This is a genomic window from Bartonella sp. P0282 (assembly GCF_048452985.1).
Lineage (GTDB): Bacteria > Pseudomonadota > Alphaproteobacteria > Rhizobiales > Rhizobiaceae > Bartonella > Bartonella choladocola.
In genome coordinates, this window is sequence record NZ_WTFO01000001.1 from 1,096,693 (window position 1) to 1,121,755 (window position 25,063).

Sequence of the window (25,063 nt, forward strand, 5' to 3'; positions counted from 1 at the left end):
GTTGTTTTAATCAGGCATCAATCCGGATTTTTTAAAAAAACGGATTATTGACGTGTTATCCGATGATTTGTTGTGGCAATCAATTTTTCCCAATTTAAAACGAAATGGGAAAGGCAGGCAGATCGCGAGAAAATCTGTTGGCTTGCCTGAATAAATAATTTAACGGTTGCGTTTCTTTGTTAAAATAGTTTTTATGAAAATGTGGCTTGCACGTTCGTAAGTCACAAAGTTGTTCGCCAATCAGGAAGGAAAAGCCTGACGCAAAAAGGTTACGTGTAAAAAACAAATTATAAGTGTAGAATAGTGACTGATAAAGGTTTGTAAAAGAACGGTTTATATATGTCTATATCGAAGCAAGCATTGCAAAAACCGAATGTGCCCGTCCCGTCTCAAGCAGATGCGAATGACTATATAATCCTTTTGAAACCAAGGGTGATGTCGCTTGTGGTATTTACTGCACTTGTCGGCATGATGGTTGCACCAAATCCGATCAATCCGGTTTTAGGTTTTCTTGCCATTTTATGTATTGCTGTGGGCGGTGGTGCATCCGGTGCTTTGAACATGTGGTACGACGCCGACATTGATGCGATCATGAAACGCACGAAAAAACGCCCTATACCGGCGGGCAAACTGACCGGCGGTGAAGTGCTGGTTTTCGGTCTCGTCCTTTCGGCCTTATCAGTGCTGACAATGGGGGTTTTTATCAACTGGTTTTCTGCCGCGTTCCTTGCCTTTACAATATTCTTTTATGTTGTGATTTACACGATGTGGCTGAAACGTTCGACGCCACAAAATATCGTTATCGGGGGCGCTGCCGGTGCTTTTCCTCCAATGATCGGATGGGCTGCGGCAACAGGCACGATCAGCATTGAAAGCATTGTGTTGTTTCTTATCATATTTCTGTGGACCCCTCCACATTTTTGGGCGCTCTCGCTTTTTGTCACAACCGATTATGGCGAGGCGCATGTTCCGATGATGCCCAATGTGAAGGGTGAAAGGTCGACAAAAAACCAGATATTTGTTTACGCAATTATTATGGCCTTATGCGGCATTGCACCTTATTTTATCGGTTTTGCCGGAATAACCTATGGTGCTTTGTCAACGATTTTGGGTGTTATTTTTGTCTATCGTTCCTATGAGCTTTGGAAAACGGTCACTCGCGAACAAACCGTGGCATGTGCGAAAAAGCTGTTTTTCTTTTCGCTCTTTTATCTTGCGGCTCTCTTTGCAGTATTGCTTGTAGAATCGCTGGCTACTCGCCTCATGAGCTATCTGGGAGCATAAGATGGACGGGCAAAAGCACCTCGATCAGATCGAACTTACAGAAATCCAGAAAAAAGCCCAACGTCATCGGGCAAAAGGGTTGGCAATTGCACTTTTTCTTTTTGTTCTTCTTGTATATGCCGCCACAATGGCGCATGTGGGTTCCTGAAAAGGCCTTTAACCTCGAAGAACGGGCGCCCCTCAAGGACAGATTATGACATCAAAACCTCCATTAACAATTCGCCTTTGCGGTCCGCGCGGCTTTTGTGCGGGTGTTGACAGGGCAATCCAGATTGTCATTCTGGCCCTGAAAAAATATGGTGCTCCGGTCTATGTGCGCCATGAAATTGTTCATAACCGCTATGTGGTCGAAGGTTTACAGGCGCGCGGTGCAATTTTTGTCGAGGAGCTGGACGAGATACCGGCTGAACACCATAATCAACCGGTAATTTTCTCGGCTCACGGTGTACCGAAATCGGTACCTGAAACCGCGCGATTGCAAAATCTTTTTTATCTTGATGCAACCTGTCCGCTGGTTTCAAAAGTGCATAAACAGGCTATGCGTCACCAGCGCAACGGCCGCCATGTCATTCTGATTGGCCATTCCGGTCATCCCGAAGTTATCGGAACCATGGGGCAGGTCGAGCCTGATACAGTAACCTTGATTGAAAATGTTGAAGATGCTGAAAAATACCAACCTTTGCCGGGACAAAAATTGGGATTTGTCAGCCAGACAACTTTGTCGGTTGAAGATACTGCCGAAATTATTGCCGTGCTCAAAAGACGTTTTCCCGATATTGAACCACCTGCTGCCGAGTCGATTTGTTATGCCACAACCAATCGTCAGGAAGCGGTGAGGGCGGCAGCCCCTGGAAGTGACCTGTTTCTGATTGTCGGCGCGCCGAATTCGTCTAACTCGCGGCGCCTCGTCGAGGTTGCCGAACGTTTCGGAGCAAAACAGTCATTGCTTGTCCAGCGCGCTTCCGAAATTGATTTTGCGCATTTGGATAATATCCGTACGGTCAGCCTTTCTGCCGGTGCTTCGGCACCGGAAATAATTGTTGACGAAATTATCGCCGCATTCAGAAAACGCTTCGATGTAACCATAGAAATCGCCGAAACGGCAGTTGAAAACGAAACATTTTTGGTCAATAGGGAATTGCGCGAAGTCGTTTTGACACCGGAAGACATGGAGTTTGTCAACGGGAAGGGTATTCCCGATAAAGACAAGTGAAGGGAACATGAAATTCATCATGTGGGGCGAATAATGGCTGTTTATACCGATATAAATGAAGATGAATTAACGAGCTTTTTGAGCGATTATTCAATAGGTGCTTTACAATCCTATAGGGGAATTGCCGAAGGTGTCGAGAACTCGAACTTTATGCTCGATACAGAAGCGGGGCGGTTCATCCTCACGCTCTTTGAAAAACGTGTCAAGAAAGAGGAACTGCCATTCTACCTCGAATTGATGAATCACCTTGCCCTCAAAGGTATTTCATGTCCTCGCCCTATCAAACGTAAAGACGGAAAAATGATAGGCGAACTCGTGGGAAGACCCGCCACAATTGTTTCTTTCCTTGAAGGGGTCTGGCTCAGAAAACCGAATGTTGAACATTGTCGGGAAGTTGGAAGAGGCATGGCAAAAATGCATCTTGCGGGGCTGGATTTTCCACTTGAACGAAAAAATGGCCTTTCTATCGAAGCCTGGCGACCATTATGGAATTTAAGCCGCGCACGCGCTGAAGAACTGGCTTCGGGTATTGTCAAGGAAATTGACAAAGAACTCGATTATCTGGAACGTAACTGGCCACATGATCTGCCGAAAGGCGTCATCCATGCTGACCTCTTCAACGACAATGTTTTTTTCCTGAACGATCATATGTCAGGCATTATAGACTTCTATTTTGCGTGCACAGATATGCTGAGCTATGATCTTGCCGTTGCGCTTAACGCCTGGTGCTTCGAGCGGGATTATTCCTATAATGTGACGAAAAGCGAAGCGATGCTGAAAGCCTATTGTGCTGTTCGCCCACTCCAGCAAAACGAGATCGACAATATACTGGTTCTTGCACGTGGAGCCGCTATCAGGTTTTTTCTGACCCGCCTTTATGACTGGTTCAACACGCCGCCAGATAGTTTGGTGGTAAAAAAGGATCCGCTTGAATATTGGCGCAAATCGAATTTTTTTAAAGACGTCAACAAACCTTCCGAAATCGGGTTATAAATGGTTGATAGCCCGCTTAAAAAAGTTGAAATATTTACCGATGGTGCTTGTTCGGGTAATCCGGGGCCGGGCGGTTGGGGTGCCATTTTGCGTTGGAACGGGATAACCAGAGAACTCTATGGGGGCGAGCGGGATACCACCAATAATCGTATGGAATTGATGGCCGCAATCAATGCACTCGATGCGCTGAAAGTACCTTGCTACGTCGACCTCTATACCGATTCTGTTTATGTACGGGATGGTATTTCAAGCTGGATAGATGGCTGGAAGGCAAGGGATTGGAAAACTTCAGCCAAAAAACCGGTCAAAAATGCCGACCTTTGGCAACAACTGGATTTGGCGCGTTCACGCCATGAGGTAAACTGGCACTGGGTCAAAGGTCATGCGGGCCACCCCGAAAATGAACGCTGTGACGCACTCGCCCGAAAAGGCGTTGATGAAAACCGCCAGAATTCTTAACGCTTGTGTGAAGTCAATGTCCCGCTGAATGAAACAGGCTTGGCCTCGACCGTATAGAAAAAGGTGAGTGGGGTAGCCGAATTTATCGCAATGATCGGAGCGGTGAAAATTGTTTGTTCGGCGCTTTGTTTGACCAAATTCGCAGGTCCGATTTCATTTTTTTGCCCGTCAAGATAGATGGCCGTGATGTCCGTTTTTTCTTTACCGGTTATGATAATTGTAAGGAGCTTTCCGTCATCATAAGCTTCAAGCGAGGTATTTTCAGGCACATTTTCCGGAAGTTTGTCTTTCGCCAATGTCAGAAGCGAATTTGAAAGTGCAATTTTATCGTCAAAATCGGAAAAGTCGAATGGAACAACCAGCGGCAAACATATTTCTTTGCAGATGCCGATTGTGAGTTGGCCTTTCAAACCTGATTGACCGGCTGTCCGGTCGACAACAAAGGGCAATAAAACGCTATTTTTATAGCCGATTGACCAATCATTTCCGTCTTTGAAGAAATGTGGAACAGGAAATGAAATGTGATAATTGGCAGGAGGCTGAAAATCGAACGAAGGAGCCAAACCGGATTCACCCGGATTTTGCCAATAGGTTTTCCAGCCCGGCTTGAGATTGACTTCAATTACACCGCTGACAGTTCCGTTTTCTTGAACAGGTTCCAATGCAACACGAACGCGTCCCCCCTCAAGCTCTTGCCAGGGAGTGGCTAATAGTGTCGACGTAGCATTTGATTGGGAAAATGCAGAAGAAGATAAAAGTACAGTAAAAATAGAAAAGGCGATGAACTTGAAAAGTTGGTGCAATTGCAACAACTTTCGGTAAACAGTCAATTTTATCTGGACTTTCGACAAAAAATTCACTTTTCCCTTGCAACTATTCAATACACGGTTACTCTTAAAGTATGGATAAAATTAGCACAATGAAAAAACGTGACGGCTTTTTGAATGGCCATCTGCTCATCGCAATGCCCGGAATGGGAGATGAACGTTTCGCCCAAGCTGTTATTTATATTTGCGCCCATTCGGACGAGGGTGCAATGGGTATTATGTTGAACCGGCGTCAGGATTTGAAATTTCCCGATTTGCTTTTGCAGCTTGGCATTATAAATGAAGCGCAGGCTATCCATCTCCCTGAACCGATAAAGCTTTTTCCGGTAAGAAATGGTGGCCCTGTCGACCGCTCGCGTGGTTTTGTCCTTCATACAGATGATTATGCATGTCGAACAACAATACCGGTGACCAAAGATATTTGCCTGACTTCGACAACCGATGTTTTGAAAGCAATGAGCATGGGGAAAGGGCCGGAACGTGCTATTATTGCGCTCGGCTATGCCGGTTGGGCAAGCGGGCAACTGGAAGCTGAAATTGCCGCCAACGGATGGTTGACCAGTCCTGTTGATGCAGACTTCCTGTTCGCTCAGGATTTTGACCACCAATATGAAAAAAGTTTGCGCAAAATGGGAATCGATCCCACTTTTCTTGTCGGCGAGGCCGGTCACGCATGAGTGAGCCGAAGTTTCGACATTTTGATCGGCTTTTCAATGACCGATCATCGTGTTTCAGGCTCGATTATGCGCCACTTCCCGATGTAATCTTGTCTACAGTGTTGCTTCATTAGCCAACCAGCCGGTCAACCGGCATTTCTGCCTCTTACAGAAACCTTTTGTGTTGGAATTTTCAGTTGCCTGTCACATCAGGCATCCTTGGCGCATCCATAGTCCATCCCGTAAGATTCGACACAGAAGCGATATTCGGGTGGTTTTGAATTACAACTCAGGCGTTGGCCTTGGGATGTTTCATGACAAGAGTAATCAGATCTTCAACCCCGACAGGTTCGGTAAAGACATTGCTCTGGACAAATTCGCAGCCTTCTTCACGCAACATGACTGCCTCATTTTCTTTCTCGACACCTTCGGCAATGACTTTCAGGTCAAGATCATGCGCCATGGTAATGATTGATTTCAAAACCAGACGTTTTTTCGAGCTGTCAACCTCCAATAAGGAACGATCCAATTTTATCATGTCGAACGGATACCGTAACAGGAAGGCAAGTGACGAATATCCGGTGCCGAAATTATCAAGAGCAAGCCCGATGCCGAGCGCTTTGATTTTTTCCAGAAGATTGGATGATTGTTCAGGATTTTCTATCAGAATGGATTCTGACATTTCCATCATCAAACGGCCTTTATTGACCGGATTGCGCATGAGAATTGCTTTTAATTCGTTTATCAATTCCTGATGAACCATTTCGGCACTGGGAATGTTGACGGAAACGAAGAAGGATTGTTTGGGAAAACGGTCCTGTATATGTGCGAGATCGTCGACGACGGTTCTCATTGCAAAGTGGGCAAGGTCCATGACAACATGTTCACTTTCGGCGGTGTGGATAAAATCGACAGCCGAAAGATTTCCGTGACGGGGATGATGCCATTCCAGCATGGCCTCGAAGCCGACAATCTGCCCGTCGTTGAGATCAAGAACCGGATGATAAAGTATTTTGATTTCATTGCGTTGGAGGGCGTAACGGATGTCATTTCCCATGCTGTTACGTTCAAGCCCCAAAGTGCGGAAATTCGGACGGAAAGGCTCGATCTTGTTGCCACCGGCTTTTTTGGCATGGATCATGGCAAGCTCTGCATCGCTCAACATATCCTCGGCATTGGAGTTTCCCTCTGTCCAGGTAATAAGACCAATTGAAGCAGATAATTTGATTTCACGTTCCGAAAAAAGAATAGGTGCTGCAACCGTTCTTTGTAATTGGTCGGCAAAAGCAGCAATTTTCGCAGGGTCGGTCTGGCTCGTCAGAACAATTGCAAAACGGTCTGTTGACAGGCGTGAAAGCGTGTCTTCAGGCGTGATAAGGCGGCCAAGACGACGGGCAATGGTTAATAGAAAAGTATCGCCTACCGACATTCCGAATTGATAATTGATATTACGGAAACCATCAAAATCTATAACAAACACAGTCGGCCTGATTGCGCGTCCCGCAACCGCCAGATTGACATAGGTTTGCAAATGGTCAAGAAAAAGCTGCTGGTTTGGAAGACCGGTCAGATTGTCGTGGACGGAATCTTGCAACAGGCGTTCTTCTGCCTTCTTGTGATCTGTTACATTGACGAGTGTTCCTACAACGCGCACAATTTCGCCATCCGAACCGATAACCGGTCTGGCTCTTAGCGAGAACCAGTAATAATGTCCATCACCGGAACGCAGCCTTAATGTCTGGTCTATCCGCCCTTTACGCGTGTCGAGAATCATATCGAGTATCGCACGGAACCGGTCGCGGTCATCGCTATGCAAGGCTTCGATCCAGTTGCGGATCGTGCCATTCAATTCACCTGCGGTAGATCCGAGATAAAGAGAAAGATCGGGGTTGATAACCACGCGGTCGCGGCGCACATCCCAATCCCAGACGATGTCTCCGGCTCCCATGACGGCAAGTGCCTTTCTTTCGAGGTCGGAGAATATTCCTTGATGGAAAGCACCGCCGGAAAAAGCATGTTGCATGACTGTAAAGGCAATCAGAAGAACGATAAGAACCAATCCACCGGCGAGCGCGGGTTGGACAATGTCATTATCAAGTCTGCCGGTCACGCACACATAGGCTCCACAAAGCCAGAAAATAATAAGAAGCCATGTGGGAATTAACATAATCGCGCGGTCATATCCGCGAATAGAAAGATAGCCTATGAGAACAATTCCGAGAAGAGCGGTAAGTCCGAATGAAAGCCTTGCCATACCGGCAGCGCGTGTCGGATCATAAATCGCAAAAGCACCAAGAGCACATAGAGCGATAATCCAGGCAGCCGCCCCATAGCTGAAATGGTAGTGCCACCGGTTAAGATGAAGATAGGTGAAGAGAAAAATGAAAAGCGATGCGGCAAGCGCTACCTCGGTTGCAGCGCGCCAGATCGGTTCTGTTGCAGCCGAAATGACAAAAAGCTTATTGAGAAAATTGAAATCTATGCCGATATAGGCAAGCACAGCCCAGGCAACTGCGGCGGTTGCCGGAAACAATCCGGTGCCGCGCACGACAAATAGAACACTCAAAAGAAGTGCCAGAAGGCCGGAAATACCAAGCAATATACCGTGGTAGAGCGTATATGAGTTGATCGTGTCCTTATAGGCTTCCGGTTCCCAAAGATATACCTGCGGCAGTTTTGACGAGCCGAGTTCGGCAACGAGTGTTACAACAGCTCCCGGATTGATTGTGATGCGGAAAACATCCGAATCGGGACTCGACTGGCGATCAAGAGCAAAACCTTCCGAAGGCGTAATCGACTGGATACGTACCGAACCGAGATCAGGCCAAATCAATCCTGAGCCGGCCATACGATAATGGGGTGTGACGATAAGGCGATCAATCTGGTCATCGGTCGGGTTGGCAATGGCAAAAACAGCCCAGTCACTTTCGGCGCGATCACCATTTCCCTGCATTTCGATGCGCCGTACAATACCGTCGGGACCGGCGGCTGTCGATGTCTGGAACGTGTTCCCTTTGATGTGATGGATTTCGACTGCACGCGATAAATCAAGCGCTGTATCCTGTGAAGAAATTTTAACCGGTTCAATAGACAAAGCCGTCTGGCAAAGCGCGATAGCTGCCAATGACCAGAATACAAAAATGCCGATGGTCTTGCCTATTGTCTTCACAACGCCTCACTTTCAAACTGGCTTTATTGGTCTTTCGGTTTCCAGCAAAGAATAAAGGTAATGATCTTGCCAGCAACCATGTATTTTAACATAAGAGCGCATCAACCCCTCTCTGACAAAACCGCATTTTTCCAGTAAAGCAATGGAACGTGTATTTGTCGGAATCGAGGCAGCTTGCAAACGATGCAACTTGAGCTGTTGAAAAGCAAAATCAATCATCAGGTCAAGACTTTCATGCATAAATCCATGGCCGGAATATTTTTCACCACACCAATAGCCGATCTCTCCTGATTGTACGACACCCCGTCTGATATTGCCGAGGCTTATTCCACCGATAAGATGATCTGTTTCATTGGAAAATACAAAAAAGACAAAAAATTGTCCGTTTTTGCGTCCCTCGATATAGCGATCGAGATGCATTTTGTAACGGATGAGTGTGTGTGCATCGGCAGGCCAAAGCGGTTCCCAAGGTTCGAGAAATGCCCGGCTTTCCATTCTCAGAGTTGCCCACTCCTGATAGTCGTCAAGCATGGGGAAACGCAAATAGATATGTTGCGCTTTCAAATTGGGAAGGCGGATTTTTCCCTGTTGTTTACGGGCCTGCCGCCGGAAGGGCATTTTGAACATGCCATTGCCTTTCTGGCTTGCCCTTAATAAGGACGCCGTCCGGCGCCCGAAGAAAGAGCTGCAACAAGATCACCATAACTCATAATTGGTCCAATTGCTCCTACTGCTGCCAATGTCGGTTTTGAATCAATAAATAAGCGTTCTGCCAGATCGGTCAATCTGTCGACGGTAAGAAGGGACAAGCGTTCCAATGTTTCGGATGCGGGTATCGGACGACCATATAGCAGCATTTGTCTTGCGATGGTTTCGGCACGGCTTGACGGGCTTTCCTGCGACATGACAAGTCCGGCACGATATTGTTCGCGTGCACGGTCAAGTTCATTTTGTCCGATTTTTTCGCTGACTTTATAAAGCTGGTCAAGAATAACGGGGATCAGGTCATGTAGCCCATCTTCGCTTGAAGCGGCATGGACACCAAACAAGCCGATGTCCGAAAACCCCCAGTGGAAAGCATAAATTGAATAACAAAGGCCGCGTTTTTCGCGCACTTCCTGAAACAGACGCGAAGACATTCCTCCACCAAGGATGATGGATAAAATTTGCGACGCATAATAGTCGCGGATATGGTAGGCGCGCCCTTCAAATCCCAAGAGTACCTGGGCATCTTTGAGGTTACGGTATTCACGGAAATCGCCACCGACATAATTTGCGAGATCTGCAAGAGGGGCAGGAGAATGCGCGCGATAATTACCAAGCCGTTTTTCGACTTCTTTGACAAAAGATTGGTGGTCAACCGCACCGGCTGCCACAAATATCATGCGGTCGGCACTATAATGTTCATTCATGAAGTTACGCAAATTATCAGCAGTCAAAGCGCGCACCGATTGGGCAGTACCAAGGATAGGTCTGCCGATCGTTTGGTGGCGGAATGCCGTTTCGGTGAAATGGTCGAATACAATATCTTCAGGCATGTCATTGGCTGCACCGATTTCTTGCAAGACCACCTGTTTTTCGCGTTCGAGCTCATTTTCGTCAAATTTCGGCGAGGTGATAATATCGGCGAGTATATCCACAGCAAGCGGTATATCGTTCTTCAGAACGCGAGCATAATAGGCCGTGGTTTCAACACTGGTCGCTGCATTGATTTCGCCGCCAACATCTTCGATTTCAGCCGCAATTTCATAGGCTGTGCGATTTGTTGTACCTTTGAAAGCCATATGTTCCAGCATATGGGCGACGCCATGTTCATCAAATTTTTCGTTACGGGAGCCGGATTTTACCCAGATGCCGAGGGCAACGCTCTCGATTTGGGGCATCGTATGCGTGACGATCGTCAAACCATTGACGAGTCGGCTGATTTCTACACCCATACTGTTGAAACTCCTTCATTCAAAACTTCAATAAAAAACCACATTGTATGTTTGCTGTCTTTTGGAAACAACGAATAGGGTTAATGGCAGGCACGGGAATTTTTCAAAATATAGTCTTTGACGAGTTTTTCGTCGTTTTCGAGTGTTTCGTAGCGTTCCGGCTTTTCCATGAGGCCGTCAAGCCACTCTGGAAGTTCAGGAGTTTGCCCGCAAGCTTTTTTCACAGCATCAGGAAATTTTGCCGGATGAGCAGTGGAAAGTACAACCATGGGTATCGTTTTTTCCATATGTTCACGGGCAACTTTTACCGCAATAGCTGTGTGCGGATCAGCAAGATAATGGCTCTCTTTATAAAGCTCATCGATCATGCGGGCCGTCTGTGTTTCGGTGGAAAGACCGGCTGAAAACAAAGTGCGGATTTTGCTCAAGATTGCATCATCAATGAAAAATTCACCTGATTGCTTGAGATTTTCCATAGCATTGCGGATCAAAATCGCATTACGCCCTGAAGCCTCGTATAAAAGGCGCTCGAAATTCGACGAGACCTGAATATCCATAGATGGTGAAGTGGTGTGTTTGAGTGAACGTATCTGGTAATTGCCGGTTGAAAGCGTACGTACCAGAATGTCATTATCATTGGTGGCAATCACGAGACGGGCAATCGGTAATCCCATGCGCGATGCAACAAAGGCTGCAAAAATATCGCCGAAATTGCCGGTTGGAACTGTAAAGGAAACAGCCCTGTCAGGCGCGCCGAGTGAAATTGCAGAAGTGAAATAATAGACAATTTGCGCCATGATCCGCGCCCAATTGATCGAATTGACACCCGAAAGGGCTGTTTTATCCCGAAAAGCGTGATCGTTGAACATGGCTTTGACCAAAGCCTGACAATCATCGAAATTTCCTTCAATGGCAATTGCGTGCACATTGGCATTGCTATTGGTTGTCATCTGGCGTTGTTGAACGGGCGAAACATGCCCTTTGGGAAAAAGAATAAAAATATCGCAGCGTTCGCGACCGGCAAAGGCTTCAATCGCTGCACCGCCGGTATCTCCCGATGTTGCGCCGATAATTGTAGCACGTGTGTTCTGGCGCTTGAGAATATAATCCATCAAACGGCCAAGCAATTGCATGGCAACATCCTTGAATGCCAATGTGGGGCCATGAAAAAGTTCCAATATAAATTCGCTTGTATTGGTCTGGACAAGCGGACAAACGGCAGGATGACGGAATGTCTGATAGGCTTCATCCACCATAGAATCGAAAGCATCGCGATCAATTTCGCCGTCGACAAAAGGCCAAAGAATGGTCTTGGCAATTGTTGCATATGATTTTCCGCGCAAAGCTTTCAGCGAATCCGGCGAAAAGTGGGGATAACTTTCCGGCAAATATAAGCCGCCATCGCGGGCAAGTCCGGTCATGACAGTTTCACAAAAGCCGAGTACCGGCGCATTATCTCTTGTGCTGATATATTTCATTCATAGACTCCTCGGCTCATCGACCAACGTGAAATGTTTGCATTCGCATTATCTTGCAACCTTTACGGGACTGAAAATGTCCTCTATTTTTACCAGACTTGCCAAATTATAGAAAAAGCGAGAAAACAACAAATCACTATTATTGATCGCTGATATAGAACAGGTTCACTACTCTAGGAAAGTCCACTTCATGGATAAAAAGTCGATTTATCGTTTTTCATTGGGCTTTGGCCTTGTTATTGCCGCTGCTTCAACTTTGTCGGGATGTTTTATCCATAAGAAAGTGGACAATGTTCCGCCCGAACCACAAATAACCGAAGCACAGTTGCGTGCCTATTGCCCGATTGTTCTTATGCGGGATAATACTGCTTTTTATGATGTTTATGAGCGCGGTGGCGAGGGTGACGCCAATAAAGTCATGTATCAGGCTGCTATCAGAGATGTGACGAGAACCTGTAACACGACCGATACAACACTTTCGATGAAAGTTGCCGCTTCCGGTCGCGTGGTGCCCGGACCGATGTTTAAAAAAGGTACAGTGTCACTGCCGATCCGCGTCACGGTTATGCAAGGTGATAGTGTGATATATTCCAAATTGCGCAATTATCCGGTTGAAATCAGTAACGGTGTCGATGCAACGCAATTCATTTTTTCCGACGATCAAATTTCTTTTCCCAAGCCGACATCCAAAAACATTCGCATTTTCGTAGGATATGATAGAGGCAAAAAGAAATAGCGTCCGGTGCATCCGGTGATATTTAAAGACCGTTTTACAAATCTGTTTTGATTAAAAAGGCTTTGGTCTTCCAAAGCCTTTTATCATTTCGGGATAAATTTCCCGAAATTGCGATGTTTATCTTTCAGATTCGTTCAACGTCAAAAAATTGAATGAATCAAAGTTATCAAATCTGTTTTATCTTCAAATTCCGCATATGGATTTTATGCTTATTCAACAATCGGTATTCTGCTGTGTTTTTAACCGTTTGCCTGACATTATCGGCGAGATTTTTTACGGGCGGAATAGATTCAGACATCTTTCCATTCGGACAAGGCTTTGAGGACGGCCGGCAAGTCCGAATGGTGGGCAATGACTGTTTCCGCGCCCGCTTCGGTGAGAACATCGGCAAGACCGTGATAAGCATGTGAACCACCGGTAAAACCGATAACCCGCATACCCGCTTTTACCGCACCGCGCACGCCATGGACCGAATCCTCGATGACAATTGTATTTTCCGGTTTTGCGTGCATTTTTTCAGCCGCATAAAGATAAACATCGGGTGCCGGTTTTACTTTTTTTGTTCCCACTTCCGGTGCCGAGAAAATTTTGTTTTCAAAAAGATCATAAAGGCCGACGATCGTGAGCATACGCTTGATGTCTTCGCTTCTCGAATTGGAGCAGATACAATAAGGGTAGAGTTTGGCAACCGCTTCAATAGCCTCGCGCGCGCCGTCAATGCCAACCAATTCATCTTGCATGCGTTTTTTGAAAAGTTCCGGTACTTTTTCAATCAGGCTGACAGAAAGCGGAACATCCGATTGTTTTTCTATCTCTTTGAGAATATCGAGAAAAATCAGTCCTGCATAACGTTCGGATAGTTCTTCCGGCGTAATTTCAAAGCCTGCCTCAGCCAATAATTGCGATTCAATCTGGGCTGCCAGATATTCTGAATCGACAAGCACACCATCACAATCAAAAATAACCAGATCTATCTGCGGCATCGGCTTTTGTCCCGTAAACTCTTATATTATTTGTCAACCTTTTAGACGGTTCAACTCGTCATTGGCAATAGCTTATAAAAATCTATCGTTCCCGATTGTGTGTTCCTTTAATTTCACAAAATTCTTCAATCGGGGCGTTGGCGATAACGGGCAGTAACATTCACAATCATAAAAATACCGGTCTTCCCGTTCACAACTTCAGCTCGCTATATTCAAACACTGTCGATGATAGACAATTGAAACATTGGAGATGATCGTCGAATATCGAAGATAATGGTCAAATATCGGAGATAATGGCCAAGCATCGGAGATAAAGGTCAAACATTGAAGATGATGACACCGGTTTTTAGAAACCGGTGCTCTTTAACGCGATATTTACCCTATTTCGTCAATTTAGGCTTGTTGAAACCGTGATTCGATTTGTCACGGAGTTTATGTGTTTTGAGTATGTGTGGTCGAGTATCCTATGACAGTTGTCCGTCTTGTAAAAGATCTCGTTCAGGCTTCGCCGGAAGAAGCATGGCGTAACCAGATTTTAAAGGGTGATTGCGTTGCAGCGCTCAATAAGCTGCCAAGTCAATCGGTTGACGTTATTTTTGCCGATCCCCCCTATAATCTTCAACTTGCAAACGCTCTCCATCGCCCTGACCAATCTCTGGTCGATGCTGTTGACAATGATTGGGACCAATTTGAAAGTTTCGCCGCTTATGATGCATTCACACGTGCGTGGCTTCTTGCCTGCCGCAGGGTTTTGAAGCCGAACGGGACAATCTGGGTTATCGGTTCCTATCACAATATTTTTCGGGTCGGTACAGCATTGCAGGATCTGGGCTTCTGGATGCTGAACGACATTATCTGGCGCAAGACCAATCCGATGCCCAATTTTAAAGGGCGGCGCTTCCAGAACGCCCATGAAACACTGATTTGGGCATCGCGCGACCAGAACGCTAAAAAATATACTTTCAATTACGAGGCAATGAAAGCCGCCAATGACGATGTCCAGATGCGTTCCGACTGGTTGTTTCCGATCTGCACAGGGGCAGAACGTCTGAAAGACGAAAACGGTCATAAAGTTCATCCAACCCAGAAGCCGGAGGCATTACTTGCCCGTGTTATCATGGCATCAACGAAACCCGGCGATGTTATACTGGATCCATTCTTCGGCTCCGGCACAACGGGTGCGGTAGCCAAGCGATTGGGGCGCGATTTCGTCGGTATCGAACGCGAACAATCCTATATTGACGCCGCAATGGAAAGAATCCTTGCGGTCGAGCCTCTAGCAAAACCTGAACTTGCAATTTTAACCGGAAAAAGAGCAGAACCCCGTGTCGCTTTTGTTAGCCTTCTCGAAGCGGGATTACTGAAGCCGGGTAGCGTGCTTTACGACAAAAAACGCGAACATGCTGCAATTGTTCGCGCGGATGGAACCATCGTTGTTGACGGGGAAGCCGGTTCAATTCACATGATGGGGCGAAAGGTTCAAAACAGTGCAAGCTGTAACGGTTGGACGTTTTGGTACGTTGAAAAAGAAGGTCGTCTGGTTCTGATTGACGAATTACGCGTTGTCATAAGGGAACAAATGGCAAAAAGCGGCGTTTAATGTTTTAACGATCGGGTAATCCTCCAGTCTCCGGTCAAGAAAAGGCGTGCGCATCCATTGCGCCGCCTTTTAATTTTTTCTTTTTAATTTTCCCGAATTTGTACCTTTGATTTTAAAACTCTCCGGAATAGCAACCGAGATTGCTTTTTTCATAACAGTGGGAAGAGCTTCATTGGCCAATTCATTCACAGAGCACCACCAACCATTGCCCGCAGCGGTTTTTTCGACATTTTTGGCCAAATAGACATCAAGAACGAGTGAAAAATGGGTAAAGACGTGCTGCGCTTTTCCTTTCAAGACCCAATCGGCTTGAAATGGAGCGTCATTAACCGAATAATGATTCCGTTCACTGAAATGGTTGGGGACTTGCGTCATTCCGCCGAGGAGTCCTGAACTATGCCGTTTTTCCAGATAGATTTCATCATCTTTGTTTAATGCCACAAAGGCAACGCCATGGCGTTGCGGGCGCTGAGGTTTGGGCGGTTTGACCGGATAGGCTTCAGGGTTACCGCTGCGCTTTCCCTCGCACAGGCTTTCAACCGGACATATGATGCATTTCGGTGTGCGTGGTGTGCAAATTGAAGCGCCTAGATCCATCATGCTTTGGGCAAAATCACCGCAACGCTTTTCAGGCGTTAATTCTTGCGTTCTCGCCCTGATTGTCATTTTTGCCCGCGGCAATGGTTCATCAATTGAAAATATACGGGCAATGACGCGCTCCACATTTCCGTCGACCACAGCTACCGGCTCGTTATAAGCAATAGAAAGAATGGCAGCGGCTGTATAATCGCCAATGCCGGGAAGGCTTTTCAGGCTTTCTAACGAATTTGGAAAAATTCCATTATAATCGGCCACTATCTGTTCGGCACAGCGTTTGAGATTTCTTGCCCGTGAATAATAGCCAAGACCTGCCCAGGCTTTAAGGACATCGTCCAATTCGGCTTTTGCAAGAGAAAAGACCGTTGGCCATGTTGTAACGAATTTTTCAAAGAAGGGTTTGACAGCCTCGACAGTTGTTTGTTGCAACATGACTTCCGACAGCCAGACCCGATAGGGATCATTTTTTTTGCCGTTCAACAAGTCGGCCGGCGCAACGCGCCATGGCAATACACGATGGTAACGGTCATACCATAAAAGCAGCTTTCCGGAAAAATCACTCATGGATTTCTCCAATCATAATTTGTCAAAAAAATCAAAAGGAAAAGGCAAGCCTTTAGCAGGCTTGCCTTTCTTTTTATCAATCTGTTCAAGATCGACTGCCGATAACCGTTTTTCAATCGATGTGATGACCCTGAAGGTAGCCGCCTTTTCTTGCATCATTCATTTTATAAGCGCAGACAAAAGCAATCACCATCATGATTGTAACATACCAGTAGAAATAATTGCCGACACCCTCGTTCTTGAACCATAGCGCAACATATTCAGCCGAACCGCCGAAAAGTGCATTGGCGACAGCATAGGAAAAACCGACCCCCAACGCCCTGACTGAAGCCGGAAACATTTCCGCTTTAACGATGCCGCCAATGGAGGTGTAAAGGCAGGATACCGCAAGCATGACAACCATCACGAAGAAGGCTGCGAGTTCGCTATGCGTGGATCCGATGAATGATAGGGCAGGAATGGTCAGGATGATTGAAAGAGCCGACCACATCAACAACGAAGTGCGCGTACCGATACGATCTGCCAACATGCCGAACAAAGGCTGTAAAACCATGAAAATAAATAATGCAGCAAGCATCATCGTATTGGCATCTTTAGCCGAAAAACCGGTCGTCGTAACAAGATATTTCTGCATATAGGTGGTGTAGGTATAAAATGTCAGTGAACCGCCGGATGTGAAGCCTACAACGAGCAGGAAAGAACGGGTATGGTTTTTCAACAGGCTGATGAGGCTTCCGGCTTCAACGCTGGTGCGTGATTTTTCGGTGGAAGTCTCGTGGAGTGAACGGCGCAAATAAAAGGCGATGACTGCTGTCAAAGCGCCAATAACGAAAGGAACGCGCCAGCCCCACGCCCTTATCTGCTGGTCATTAAGGAACATTTCCAGAATAACGACAACCAGAACGGCAAGAAGTTGTCCGCCGACAAGTGTCACATATTGGAAGGAACTAAAAAACCCGCGCCGACCTTTTAAAGCAACTTCACTCATATATGTAGCGGTTGTCCCGTATTCTCCACCGACTGACAATCCCTGCATCATGCGGACGAGCAACAAAATAATGCCTGCCGCATTCCCCCATGTGGCATAGGTTGGTAGAAAAGCGATGATAAGCGAGCCTAAACACATCATCACCACCGAGATCATCATGGATAATTTACGGCCATAACGATCGCCTATACGGCCGAAAATATAGCCGCCGATCGGACGCATCAAAAATCCGATGAAAAATATGCCGGCAGTTTTTAGAAGTGCTGCAACCTGATCATTGCCTGACGGATAAAACTGGTTGGCAAAATAAATGGATGCAAAAGCATATATATAGAAATCATACCATTCGACGAGGTTGCCCGACGCACTTGCTACAATTGCAAAAATTCGCTTGCGCGTGTCATGAGGATCAACCGTGGAAGCCGTCTCTTTCGTGTCAGTCATTAATATCTCCCATAAGGTACAGCTATTATCAGGGCTATTGTTATTCGTTTTATTGACGCAAGTTGACTGAAAACAGAAATAAAAACCTTTAAAGATACACAATTAAAAGTGATTTTTCCCCTTAAAATGATGTTTTGAAGTGATGTTTCCCGAAATGTTTCTCCAAAGTAAGTCATCCGGCTTTCGATTTTTTTAAAATTCGCAATTATAGACATCGCGAGGCAAAAAGGCGGAAATAGAGATTGGCAGGTAAAATTGCTGTTAATGCTGTTTGGTGCGGGAAATGCGATGAAGACACGACAAAGTCATTAAAGGCGTTTAAATTATCGGTTCAAATGGATAATTCTGAATTGATTTTTTTGACAAACCCGCAAAATGTCATAACTTCATTTTTACTCCCCTTACGCAATCGGAACATCGAGGATAGGTTAAAAATCCCCGTTTATATAATCAGTCCTGATTGCTCGAATGACCTCTTCCGGAAAGTTTCCCGATCGGCTGATGGAGTTGGACAGGATTATCATCTTGTGAGCGCGGCTCACGGTAATAAAATCGACTTTCGGATTTCGTCTCTGATGAATATCAAACGGTTCTGCCAGCAACATGGAAAGAAAATTCGATTCTATGAAGCAGGTTGCTATTTTTGTCACCTTCGCCGGATTTTCCCGTAAAACGACGGATATAACGGATAGTGTTTCCTTTGGCCGATTTCCTGTCAGAGCGTTATGGAGTCCGGTTGGTTATCAGGTAACCGGCGAGGTCGCAAAGAAGCTGCATGATAAACGGAACCCGATGCTTTTTCCCGATACTTTTGCACCTCAACGTGGATGGAGCCGGTATAATGTTTTTCCGGACAATTATACAATTTTACAATCTGAACGGTTCAACAATCGTTAGGGCAAAGAAAACTTGTCATAATATATGTCAGGCGAATATATGTTTGCCGAAATGGTCCTGAACCGGTACTGTGTTTTTCCGGTTGCCGGATGATATTTGCCGTATCATCCACGGGCTTTTACGCAACCCGCTGAAACTGAAAGATAAGGTGTCGAAATGAAAGCAATTGTCACAGGTGCTGCCGGTTTTATCGGATTTGCAACGACGAGAGAATTGCTGCGACAGGGGTTCGAGGTTGTCGGCGTTGATAACCTCAATCATTATTATTCTGTCGAACTTAAAAAAGCACGGTTGGAGAATATAGGCGATAATTCGGCATTCCGTTTTGTCAAAGCAGACATTTCCGATAAAGAACAACTTGAACTCGCGATAGGAAGTGAAAAAAACGTTGATGTTATTGTTCATCTCGCTGCACAGGCAGGTGTTCGTTATTCTATCGAAAATCCTTCCGCTTATGTCAGTGCCAATGTGGAAGGCGAGGTCAGGGTTTTTGAACAGGCATTGAAATATAGTTCCTGTCCGCCGGTTGTTTATGCAAGTTCTTCATCTGTTTACGGCGGAAATAGGAAAGTGCCATTTTCGGAAGATGACAGGGTCGATGATCCGGTTTCGGTTTATGCTGCCACCAAGCGGGCAGGAGAACTGCTTGCCCGTTCATATCACCATGTTCATAAACTCAAAACAACGGGTTTGAGGTTTTTTACAGTCTATGGCCCGTGGGGCAGGCCTGATATGGCTCCATGGCTGTTTACGGATGCTATTTTGGAGGAGCGTCCTATAAAACTATTCAATTACGGAAAAATGCAACGCGATTTTACTTATATTGATGATATTGTTGATGGCGTCGTAACCGTGACAAAAAAAATAATGAAAGAGCCGGAAAAAGTGGCCGACATTTATAATCTCGGCAATAACAAGCCGGTTCCTTTGATGGAGTTCGTCGAAGCGATTGAACAGGCGACAGGCAAAAAGGCGTTGACGGAACTCTGCCCTATGCCGCCTGCCGATGTCGAAAAAACCTATGCCGATATTTCCAGAGCCGAGAGAGATCTGGAATACCATCCGACAATGTCGATTAACGAAGGTATCGTGAAGTTTGTAAACTGGTTTAAACGTTATCAAGGCAAATAATGGGCTGGAAACCGAAAAAAAGTCATTTTTCTTCGCTTGCTGAAACAACAGCCGGTTTGCTTGATCCACTTTTGCGTAAAAAAACCGGTCTTAGTATGGAGCTTATGCAAAATTGGCCGCTGCTTATCGGAGAAGAAATTGCAGGAAGTACGATTCCCTTAAAAATCCTGTGGCCAAGGCGTTCGAGTATTGATGATCCCTTCAAACCGGCAACACTTGTCGTTGGTTGCGAGGCTTATGCTGCCATGATTTTGACTCATGAAACAACCGAAATTCTGCAACGTATCAATGCCTTTTTCGGGTTTATTGCAGTGAACCGGATAAAAATAGAACAATGCGTTATCGAGAAAGAGGAAGTTGTCCGTTTCGAGCGCCCTCCGGTAGACGAAAATGATCGCAAGTTTATTGACGAAGTGACAATGCAAATTGATAATATCGGGCTCCGGAACTCTTTAACCGATCTTGGTCTATCTATATTTGCAGAGAAACATACCGGTCATGACAAAAATTTTAATAATTAATCCAAGACAATTCTTGATGAATGCCGTATAAAATAACAAAGCTTGCCTTGAATTTAGCGAGTTTCAAGTTTGAACATAATAAAAAGAAAAGGTACTGTTATGCTTAATACAAAAAACAGTCGGCATTTACGGTTTTTTGCCGCCGCTCTAGGGTTATTTGCAACAACCTGTTTTACTGTTTTACCTTCTTATGCGGCAGAAAATAAACCTGCTGAAGCGAAAACCGACGAAGCTAAATCTGCCGACAATAAAGCAAGTGTTGCCAAAACAACCGAAGTCAAATCGTCGGGTACTGTTGATATGGCCAAATTGCTTGAACCCGGTAAAGGCAAGGAAATGGTCGAGGGCAAAGCAGATGCTCCGGTAACCATCGTCGAATATGCTTCTGTTACTTGTGGCCACTGTGCTGCTTTCTATAATGAGACGCTGCCATCCATCCGTGAAAAATATATCAAAACCGGTAAAGCGCGTCTGGTATTCCGCGAATTTGCGTATGATCCGAGGGCACAAGCCGGTTACATGCTTGCTCGTTGTGCGCCGGAAGACCGGTATTTCCCGATGATTCAGGTGCTTTTTGAAAAGCAGATGGAATGGGCGGCTGCTTCCGACGCATTGCCTCCATTGAAAAAAATAGCTGCAATGGCCGGTCTTGATGACAATGCTTTTGAAGCCTGCTTGAAGAATCAATCGGTGCTTGACGAAGTCAAGAGTTCGTTTGAACGTGGTAAAGAGTTCGGCGTCACGTCGACACCGACATTTTTTATCAATGGCAAGAAATATGAAGGCGCGTTGTCTGTGGATGACATGTCTTCTGTGATTGATAGTTTCCTTTAATATGATGATTATGGAATAAGTGACAGGATGCAGTTACTTTTGACTGCATCCTTTTTTGTAACCCCGAAGGTAGGTTCATGCAGTTTACCAAGCTGCGGCTGGTAGGTTTTAAATCTTTTGTCGAAGCTCAGGAGTTCGTAATAGAACGCGGGCTTACGGGTGTTGTCGGCCCTAATGGATGCGGGAAATCGAATCTTGTTGAATCTCTGCGCTGGGTTATGGGGGAAAACTCCTATAAAAATATGCGCGCTTCCGGCATGGATGATGTTATTTTTTCCGGCTCGGCGACGCGGCCGGCGCGAAATTTTGCCGAAGTTACACTGTTTCTTGATAATTCCGACCGCAGCGCGCCAACGGCTTTTAATGATACCGATGAGTTGCAGGTTTCCCGCCGTATTGAACGGGATGCCGGTTCGGCCTATCGTATTAATGGCAAAGAAGTACGGGCAAAAGATGTTCAATTATTATTTGCCGATCAGTCGACAGGGGCACGTTCGCCTTCCATGGTCGGGCAGGGGCGCATTGGCGAGCTGATACAGGCAAAGCCCCAAGCACGCCGTGCATTGCTGGAAGAAGCAGCCGGTATTTCAGGCCTTCATAGCCGCCGCCATGAAGCGGAATTGCGGCTTCGTGCGGCAGAAGGCAATCTCGACAGGCTTGAAGACGTAGTAGGCGATCTTTCATCGCGGATTGAAAGTTTGAAACGCCAATCACGACAAGCAAACCGCTTCAAAACTCTATCCGCCGACATAAGACAGGCGGAAGCCGGTCTGTTCTATTTGCGCTGGTCAGAAAACAAATCCCAGGAAGCCGAAGCGATAAGCGCTCTGAATGGTGCAACAAAACTTGTTGCGGAAAAAGCGCAGGCGCATATGCGTGCCGAAAAAGCACAGGAAGAAAGTAGAAACAAACTCCCTCCGCTGAGGGAGGAAGCAGCAAAAGCCTCTGCCGCTTACCAGAGATTGAGCATCGAGTTGAAACAGCTTGACGAGGAGAAAGACAGAAATCGTCAGCGGCAATCGGAATTGTTGCGCAGGCTTGAACAACTTGACGCCGACATCGTTCGTGAAGAACAACTTGCCAATGACAACCAGCAAAGTTTTGAACGGTTGAACGAAGAGGAAGAGACATTACGGCTTGAAGCGGAAAACCAGCAAGAAACCGAAATGGAGCTTACCCTTCATTATGAAGAGCTGCAAAGCAATTTAAGCGAAAGCGAAGCGCAAGCGGGCGAACTTACAAAATTACAAGCCGAGGCCAAGGCCGAAGAATTACGAATAGCCGATCAGATTGCTGATTTTATAAATCGGGGCAAACGTCTTGATGAGACGGTTATTGATATAAAAAACCAGATAAAGGCTTTGGAAGAGGAGCTGAACTCTTCCGACAGAATTGCCGAAGCTGAAGAAAAACTCGCGGAAGCCGAGGCACAACTCGCCCAGAATGAAGCATTGTTGCAAGAATGCGAATTGGCCACTGAAAACGCACGTGAGGCAGAAAATAGAGAGCGTCCTCTGGTGGCTGATTGTCGTGACAGGTTAAATGGTCTTACAACTGAATCGCGCACCCTCGAACAGCTTTTAAATTCCTCGAACAGCGGAGAATTTCCGCCGGTTGTCGATGAAATCACTGTTAAAGAAGGCTTTGAAGTTGCTCTCGGTGCAGCTTTGGGGGATGATCTTGAAGGGTCGTTGAAAGAAGGTGCACCAATTTTTTGGAGTGGCCGCACCGGAATAGCGATAAGTCCCGCGCTTCCTGACGGGGTGAAACCGTTGGCAGATTTTGTGAAAGCGCCCGAACAATTGAAACCGGCACTTGCGCAAATCGGAGTTGTCGAGGAGGAGGAAGGCGAGCGCTTGCAAACCGGGTTGCAAGTGGGGCAAAAACTGGTGAGCCGGAGCGGCGCAATCTGGCGTTGGGATGGGTTAAAGACGCGTGCAGATGCACCATCTGCAAGTGCTCAACGTCTGGCACAAAAAAATCGTCTCCAGATTTTGTCGGAGCTTGTCGAGGAAGCAAAGCAAGCCTTGAAGATTGCCGAAACGAAATTGCAACAGCTAACAAAGCAGGTGGAAGATTCAGCCCTTTATGAACGCGAGGTAAGGGCGAAGTTGCGCGTGAGCCGTGACAATCGCGATGCCGCACAACAATTCTATAGCAATGTTGAACGCGAAGTGTCCGAACACCGTTTGCGCCTGTCTTCTCTTGAAGAGAATATAGGCAATCTGGAAAGTGAAAAGGTAGAGATTTCACAAAAACTCGAAACGGCTTTGATCGAGCAGAAAAAATTGCCCGATATGACGGTTATGGAGGCGAAAATCGCTTCATTTTCGGCAAAAATATCGTCCGAACGAAGAGCCGTCTCGGAAGCATTGGCTGCATTACAAAGCTGGAAGCAAAACGCCAGCGCGCGGGTGCGTAGACTTGAAGCGATCGGCTCGGAGAGGAAAAATTGGGTTAGACGTATAGAAAACGCGAAAAACCAGATAGATGCGTTAAAAGCACGTCGTGAAGAAGCAATGATCGAAGCCGAACAATTGGCGCAAACACCTGAGGGGCTGGAGGAAAGACGGCAAAATCTGCTTGATGCCATTGCAAAGAAAGAAGCGGAAGGCCATGCGGTAATGGATCGCCTGTCACAAGCAGAAGCAATAGAGGCTACGCTTGATAAACAGACGTCGCAGGCTTTTGCCGCACTTTCGTCAAGTCGCGAAGAACGTGCCAGAGCCGAAGAAAGGCTGAATGCTGCTGTCGATCGTCGAAAAGAGATAGAAGCACGGATAAACGAAACTCTGAACTGCGCAGCACACGAAACATTGGCTCTCGCGGGGCTTTCGGTTGCCGATGAAATGCCCGACATCAATACACTCGAACACACACTTGAACGATTGCGCATCGAGCGCGAACGTCTTGGAGCGGTGAATTTACGTGCCGATGAAGAAGAAAAAGAGCTTCGCACGCGATTTGATTCGATCACCGGTGAGCGCGACGACGTGGTAGAGGCAATCAAAAAGTTGCGTGTTGCAATTGTCAATCTGAACCGCGAAGGGCGGGAAAGGCTGCTTGCTGCCTTCACCAAGGTAAACGACCACTTCCAGAGACTTTATCATCATCTTTTTGGCGGCGGGACCGCGGAACTTCAACTGATCGAATCGGATGATCCTTTGGATGCGGGTGTCGAAATTCTGGCACGGCCACCGGGTAAAAAACCGCAAACCATGACACTCTTATCAGGCGGCGAGCAAGCATTGACAGCAATGGCATTGATATTTGCGGTTTTTTTAACGAGTCCTTCGCCTATTTGCGTTTTGGACGAGGTTGACGCCCCCCTTGATGACCACAATGTCGAACGTTACTGCAATCTCATGGAGGAAATGGCAAAATCGACCGAAACGCGCTTTATCGTTATAACGCACAACCCGATAACAATGGCGCGCATGAATCGCTTGTTCGGTGTCACAATGGGTGAACAGGGCGTATCACAACTTGTATCGGTCGATCTCCAGACCGCAGAAAAAATGCGTGACGTTGGCTAATGAAAAGAAATGCGTTCCGATCTTTGCTTGCAAGTGTAAAACTTTTGTTATTCAATCGGTTTGACTTTTCTATTTAATCGATTTGTTTGTTCTGTAAAGAAAATTGATGTTGGCGTAAGGGCAAATGTCATTTAAGCTGACACTGGTAGTTGGTCTCTTAATTCGTCTTTTCACAAAATAGGTAAAGTCTATTTTTTAACGGGCAGCTATTACAGT

The 25,063-nt window shown here is 46.3% G+C and carries 21 protein-coding genes; 13 read left to right on the forward strand and 8 right to left on the reverse strand.

Annotated elements, in window-relative coordinates; translation table 11 throughout:
- The first annotated feature begins 339 nt into the window (after positions 1 to 339).
- From GQS64_RS04830 to rnhA, 5 genes are read left to right on the forward strand one after another with little or no spacing between them, the layout of a single operon-like run.
- Positions 340 to 1,284: a heme o synthase gene (locus GQS64_RS04830; RefSeq protein ID WP_198230781.1), complete on the forward strand. Its 945-nt coding sequence runs from the start codon at positions 340 to 342 to the stop codon at positions 1,282 to 1,284.
- 1 nt (position 1,285) lies between these two features.
- The gene (locus GQS64_RS04835; protein WP_188318077.1) at positions 1,286 to 1,432 is read left to right on the forward strand and encodes a hypothetical protein; all 147 of its coding nucleotides are present in this window, start codon (positions 1,286 to 1,288) and stop codon (positions 1,430 to 1,432) included.
- A gap of 45 nt (positions 1,433 to 1,477) precedes the next feature.
- A complete protein-coding gene (ispH, locus tag GQS64_RS04840; RefSeq protein WP_077991437.1) occupies positions 1,478 to 2,497 on the forward strand; it encodes a 4-hydroxy-3-methylbut-2-enyl diphosphate reductase in 1,020 nt (339 codons plus the stop codon).
- 33 nt (positions 2,498 to 2,530) lie between these two features.
- Complete coding sequence (gene thrB / locus GQS64_RS04845; RefSeq protein ID WP_198230782.1) at positions 2,531 to 3,490, forward strand: homoserine kinase; 960 nt, start codon at positions 2,531 to 2,533, stop codon at positions 3,488 to 3,490.
- On the forward strand, positions 3,491 to 3,949 hold the full coding sequence (rnhA, locus tag GQS64_RS04850; protein ID WP_077991440.1) for a ribonuclease HI: 459 nt from the start codon (positions 3,491 to 3,493) through the stop codon (positions 3,947 to 3,949).
- Here rnhA and GQS64_RS04855 read toward each other — a convergent pair.
- The gene (locus tag GQS64_RS04855) at positions 3,946 to 4,800 is read right to left on the reverse strand and encodes a protein-disulfide reductase DsbD domain-containing protein (protein ID WP_198230783.1); all 855 of its coding nucleotides are present in this window, start codon (positions 4,798 to 4,800) and stop codon (positions 3,946 to 3,948) included. The genes rnhA and GQS64_RS04855 overlap by 4 nt on opposite strands.
- A 68-nt stretch (positions 4,801 to 4,868) precedes the next feature.
- Here GQS64_RS04855 and GQS64_RS04860 point away from each other — a divergent pair, with 68 nt between their 5' ends.
- Positions 4,869 to 5,453, forward strand: coding sequence for a YqgE/AlgH family protein (locus GQS64_RS04860; protein WP_077994480.1), 585 nt, complete (start codon positions 4,869 to 4,871; stop codon positions 5,451 to 5,453).
- Positions 5,454 to 5,721: 268 nt separating this feature from the next.
- Here the strand turns inward: GQS64_RS04860 and GQS64_RS04865 are convergent, their stop codons facing one another.
- From GQS64_RS04865 to thrC, 4 genes are all read right to left on the reverse strand, one after another.
- Positions 5,722 to 8,601, reverse strand: coding sequence for an EAL domain-containing protein (locus GQS64_RS04865; protein ID WP_198230784.1), 2,880 nt, complete (start codon positions 8,599 to 8,601; stop codon positions 5,722 to 5,724).
- Between the two features lie 12 nt (positions 8,602 to 8,613).
- Positions 8,614 to 9,228 carry a GNAT family N-acetyltransferase gene (locus GQS64_RS04870; protein WP_077991446.1) on the reverse strand — a complete coding sequence of 205 codons (615 nt, stop codon included), beginning with the start codon at positions 9,226 to 9,228 and terminating at the stop codon, positions 8,614 to 8,616.
- 23 nt (positions 9,229 to 9,251) lie between these two features.
- A complete protein-coding gene (locus tag GQS64_RS04875; RefSeq protein ID WP_198230785.1) occupies positions 9,252 to 10,538 on the reverse strand; it encodes a M16 family metallopeptidase in 1,287 nt (428 codons plus the stop codon).
- 80 nt (positions 10,539 to 10,618) lie between these two features.
- Positions 10,619 to 12,016: a threonine synthase gene (gene thrC / locus GQS64_RS04880; protein WP_198230786.1), complete on the reverse strand. Its 1,398-nt coding sequence runs from the start codon at positions 12,014 to 12,016 to the stop codon at positions 10,619 to 10,621.
- Positions 12,017 to 12,206: 190 nt separating this feature from the next.
- Between thrC and GQS64_RS04885 the strand changes: the two genes are divergently transcribed.
- The gene (locus GQS64_RS04885; RefSeq protein WP_198230787.1) at positions 12,207 to 12,752 is read left to right on the forward strand and encodes a hypothetical protein; all 546 of its coding nucleotides are present in this window, start codon (positions 12,207 to 12,209) and stop codon (positions 12,750 to 12,752) included.
- A gap of 290 nt (positions 12,753 to 13,042) precedes the next feature.
- Here the strand turns inward: GQS64_RS04885 and GQS64_RS04890 are convergent, their stop codons facing one another.
- Positions 13,043 to 13,735 carry an HAD family hydrolase gene (locus GQS64_RS04890; protein WP_077991455.1) on the reverse strand — a complete coding sequence of 231 codons (693 nt, stop codon included), beginning with the start codon at positions 13,733 to 13,735 and terminating at the stop codon, positions 13,043 to 13,045.
- Positions 13,736 to 14,201: 466 nt separating this feature from the next.
- On the opposite strand from GQS64_RS04890, the gene GQS64_RS04895 reads away from it, so the two are divergent.
- Positions 14,202 to 15,335 carry a site-specific DNA-methyltransferase gene (locus GQS64_RS04895; protein WP_198230788.1) on the forward strand — a complete coding sequence of 378 codons (1,134 nt, stop codon included), beginning with the start codon at positions 14,202 to 14,204 and terminating at the stop codon, positions 15,333 to 15,335.
- Positions 15,336 to 15,404: 69 nt separating this feature from the next.
- On the opposite strand, the gene mutY is transcribed toward GQS64_RS04895, so the two are convergent.
- Positions 15,405 to 16,496 carry an A/G-specific adenine glycosylase gene (gene mutY, locus GQS64_RS04900; RefSeq protein ID WP_198230789.1) on the reverse strand — a complete coding sequence of 364 codons (1,092 nt, stop codon included), beginning with the start codon at positions 16,494 to 16,496 and terminating at the stop codon, positions 15,405 to 15,407.
- A 112-nt stretch (positions 16,497 to 16,608) separates the two neighbouring features.
- Positions 16,609 to 17,928, reverse strand: coding sequence for an MFS family transporter (locus GQS64_RS04905; protein WP_198230790.1), 1,320 nt, complete (start codon positions 17,926 to 17,928; stop codon positions 16,609 to 16,611).
- A gap of 603 nt (positions 17,929 to 18,531) precedes the next feature.
- Between GQS64_RS04905 and GQS64_RS04910 the strand changes: the two genes are divergently transcribed.
- The 5 genes from GQS64_RS04910 to smc all read left to right on the forward strand — a co-directional run bounded on the left by GQS64_RS04910 (position 18,532) and on the right by smc (position 24,847).
- The gene (locus tag GQS64_RS04910; RefSeq protein WP_198230791.1) at positions 18,532 to 18,825 is read left to right on the forward strand and encodes a hypothetical protein; all 294 of its coding nucleotides are present in this window, start codon (positions 18,532 to 18,534) and stop codon (positions 18,823 to 18,825) included.
- 156 nt (positions 18,826 to 18,981) lie between these two features.
- Positions 18,982 to 19,956, forward strand: coding sequence for an SDR family NAD(P)-dependent oxidoreductase (locus GQS64_RS04915; RefSeq protein ID WP_198230792.1), 975 nt, complete (start codon positions 18,982 to 18,984; stop codon positions 19,954 to 19,956).
- The gene (locus GQS64_RS04920; RefSeq protein ID WP_198230793.1) at positions 19,956 to 20,477 is read left to right on the forward strand and encodes a DUF721 domain-containing protein; all 522 of its coding nucleotides are present in this window, start codon (positions 19,956 to 19,958) and stop codon (positions 20,475 to 20,477) included. Before GQS64_RS04915 ends, GQS64_RS04920 begins: the two co-directional genes overlap by 1 nt.
- Before the next feature lie 99 nt (positions 20,478 to 20,576).
- Positions 20,577 to 21,311 (forward strand): DsbA family protein, encoded by a 735-nt coding sequence (locus tag GQS64_RS04925; protein WP_198230794.1) that lies wholly within the window; start codon positions 20,577 to 20,579, stop codon positions 21,309 to 21,311.
- Positions 21,312 to 21,388: 77 nt separating this feature from the next.
- The gene (gene smc, locus GQS64_RS04930) at positions 21,389 to 24,847 is read left to right on the forward strand and encodes a chromosome segregation protein SMC (RefSeq protein WP_198230795.1); all 3,459 of its coding nucleotides are present in this window, start codon (positions 21,389 to 21,391) and stop codon (positions 24,845 to 24,847) included.
- The last annotated feature ends 216 nt before the right edge of the window (positions 24,848 to 25,063 follow it).

What these genes read in the sequence shown, in the direction of transcription:
- GQS64_RS04830 (WP_198230781.1), top strand. Translation starts at nt 340, where the DNA reads ATGTCTATATCGAAGCAAGCATTGCAAAAACCGAATGTGCCCGTCCCG.
- GQS64_RS04835 (WP_188318077.1), top strand. Translation starts at nt 1,286, where the DNA reads ATGGACGGGCAAAAGCACCTCGATCAGATCGAACTTACAGAAATCCAG.
- ispH (WP_077991437.1), top strand. Translation starts at nt 1,478, where the DNA reads ATGACATCAAAACCTCCATTAACAATTCGCCTTTGCGGTCCGCGCGGC.
- thrB (WP_198230782.1), top strand. Translation starts at nt 2,531, where the DNA reads ATGGCTGTTTATACCGATATAAATGAAGATGAATTAACGAGCTTTTTG.
- rnhA (WP_077991440.1), top strand. Translation starts at nt 3,491, where the DNA reads ATGGTTGATAGCCCGCTTAAAAAAGTTGAAATATTTACCGATGGTGCT.
- GQS64_RS04860 (WP_077994480.1), top strand. Translation starts at nt 4,869, where the DNA reads ATGAAAAAACGTGACGGCTTTTTGAATGGCCATCTGCTCATCGCAATG.
- GQS64_RS04870 (WP_077991446.1), bottom strand. Translation starts at nt 9,228, where the DNA reads ATGTTCAAAATGCCCTTCCGGCGGCAGGCCCGTAAACAACAGGGAAAA.
- GQS64_RS04875 (WP_198230785.1), bottom strand. Translation starts at nt 10,538, where the DNA reads ATGGGTGTAGAAATCAGCCGACTCGTCAATGGTTTGACGATCGTCACG.
- thrC (WP_198230786.1), bottom strand. Translation starts at nt 12,016, where the DNA reads ATGAAATATATCAGCACAAGAGATAATGCGCCGGTACTCGGCTTTTGT.
- GQS64_RS04885 (WP_198230787.1), top strand. Translation starts at nt 12,207, where the DNA reads ATGGATAAAAAGTCGATTTATCGTTTTTCATTGGGCTTTGGCCTTGTT.
- GQS64_RS04890 (WP_077991455.1), bottom strand. Translation starts at nt 13,735, where the DNA reads ATGCCGCAGATAGATCTGGTTATTTTTGATTGTGATGGTGTGCTTGTC.
- GQS64_RS04895 (WP_198230788.1), top strand. Translation starts at nt 14,202, where the DNA reads ATGACAGTTGTCCGTCTTGTAAAAGATCTCGTTCAGGCTTCGCCGGAA.
- mutY (WP_198230789.1), bottom strand. Translation starts at nt 16,496, where the DNA reads ATGAGTGATTTTTCCGGAAAGCTGCTTTTATGGTATGACCGTTACCAT.
- GQS64_RS04905 (WP_198230790.1), bottom strand. Translation starts at nt 17,928, where the DNA reads ATGACTGACACGAAAGAGACGGCTTCCACGGTTGATCCTCATGACACG.
- GQS64_RS04910 (WP_198230791.1), top strand. Translation starts at nt 18,532, where the DNA reads ATGGAAAGAAAATTCGATTCTATGAAGCAGGTTGCTATTTTTGTCACC.
- GQS64_RS04915 (WP_198230792.1), top strand. Translation starts at nt 18,982, where the DNA reads ATGAAAGCAATTGTCACAGGTGCTGCCGGTTTTATCGGATTTGCAACG.
- GQS64_RS04920 (WP_198230793.1), top strand. Translation starts at nt 19,956, where the DNA reads ATGGGCTGGAAACCGAAAAAAAGTCATTTTTCTTCGCTTGCTGAAACA.
- GQS64_RS04925 (WP_198230794.1), top strand. Translation starts at nt 20,577, where the DNA reads ATGCTTAATACAAAAAACAGTCGGCATTTACGGTTTTTTGCCGCCGCT.
- smc (WP_198230795.1), top strand. Translation starts at nt 21,389, where the DNA reads ATGCAGTTTACCAAGCTGCGGCTGGTAGGTTTTAAATCTTTTGTCGAA.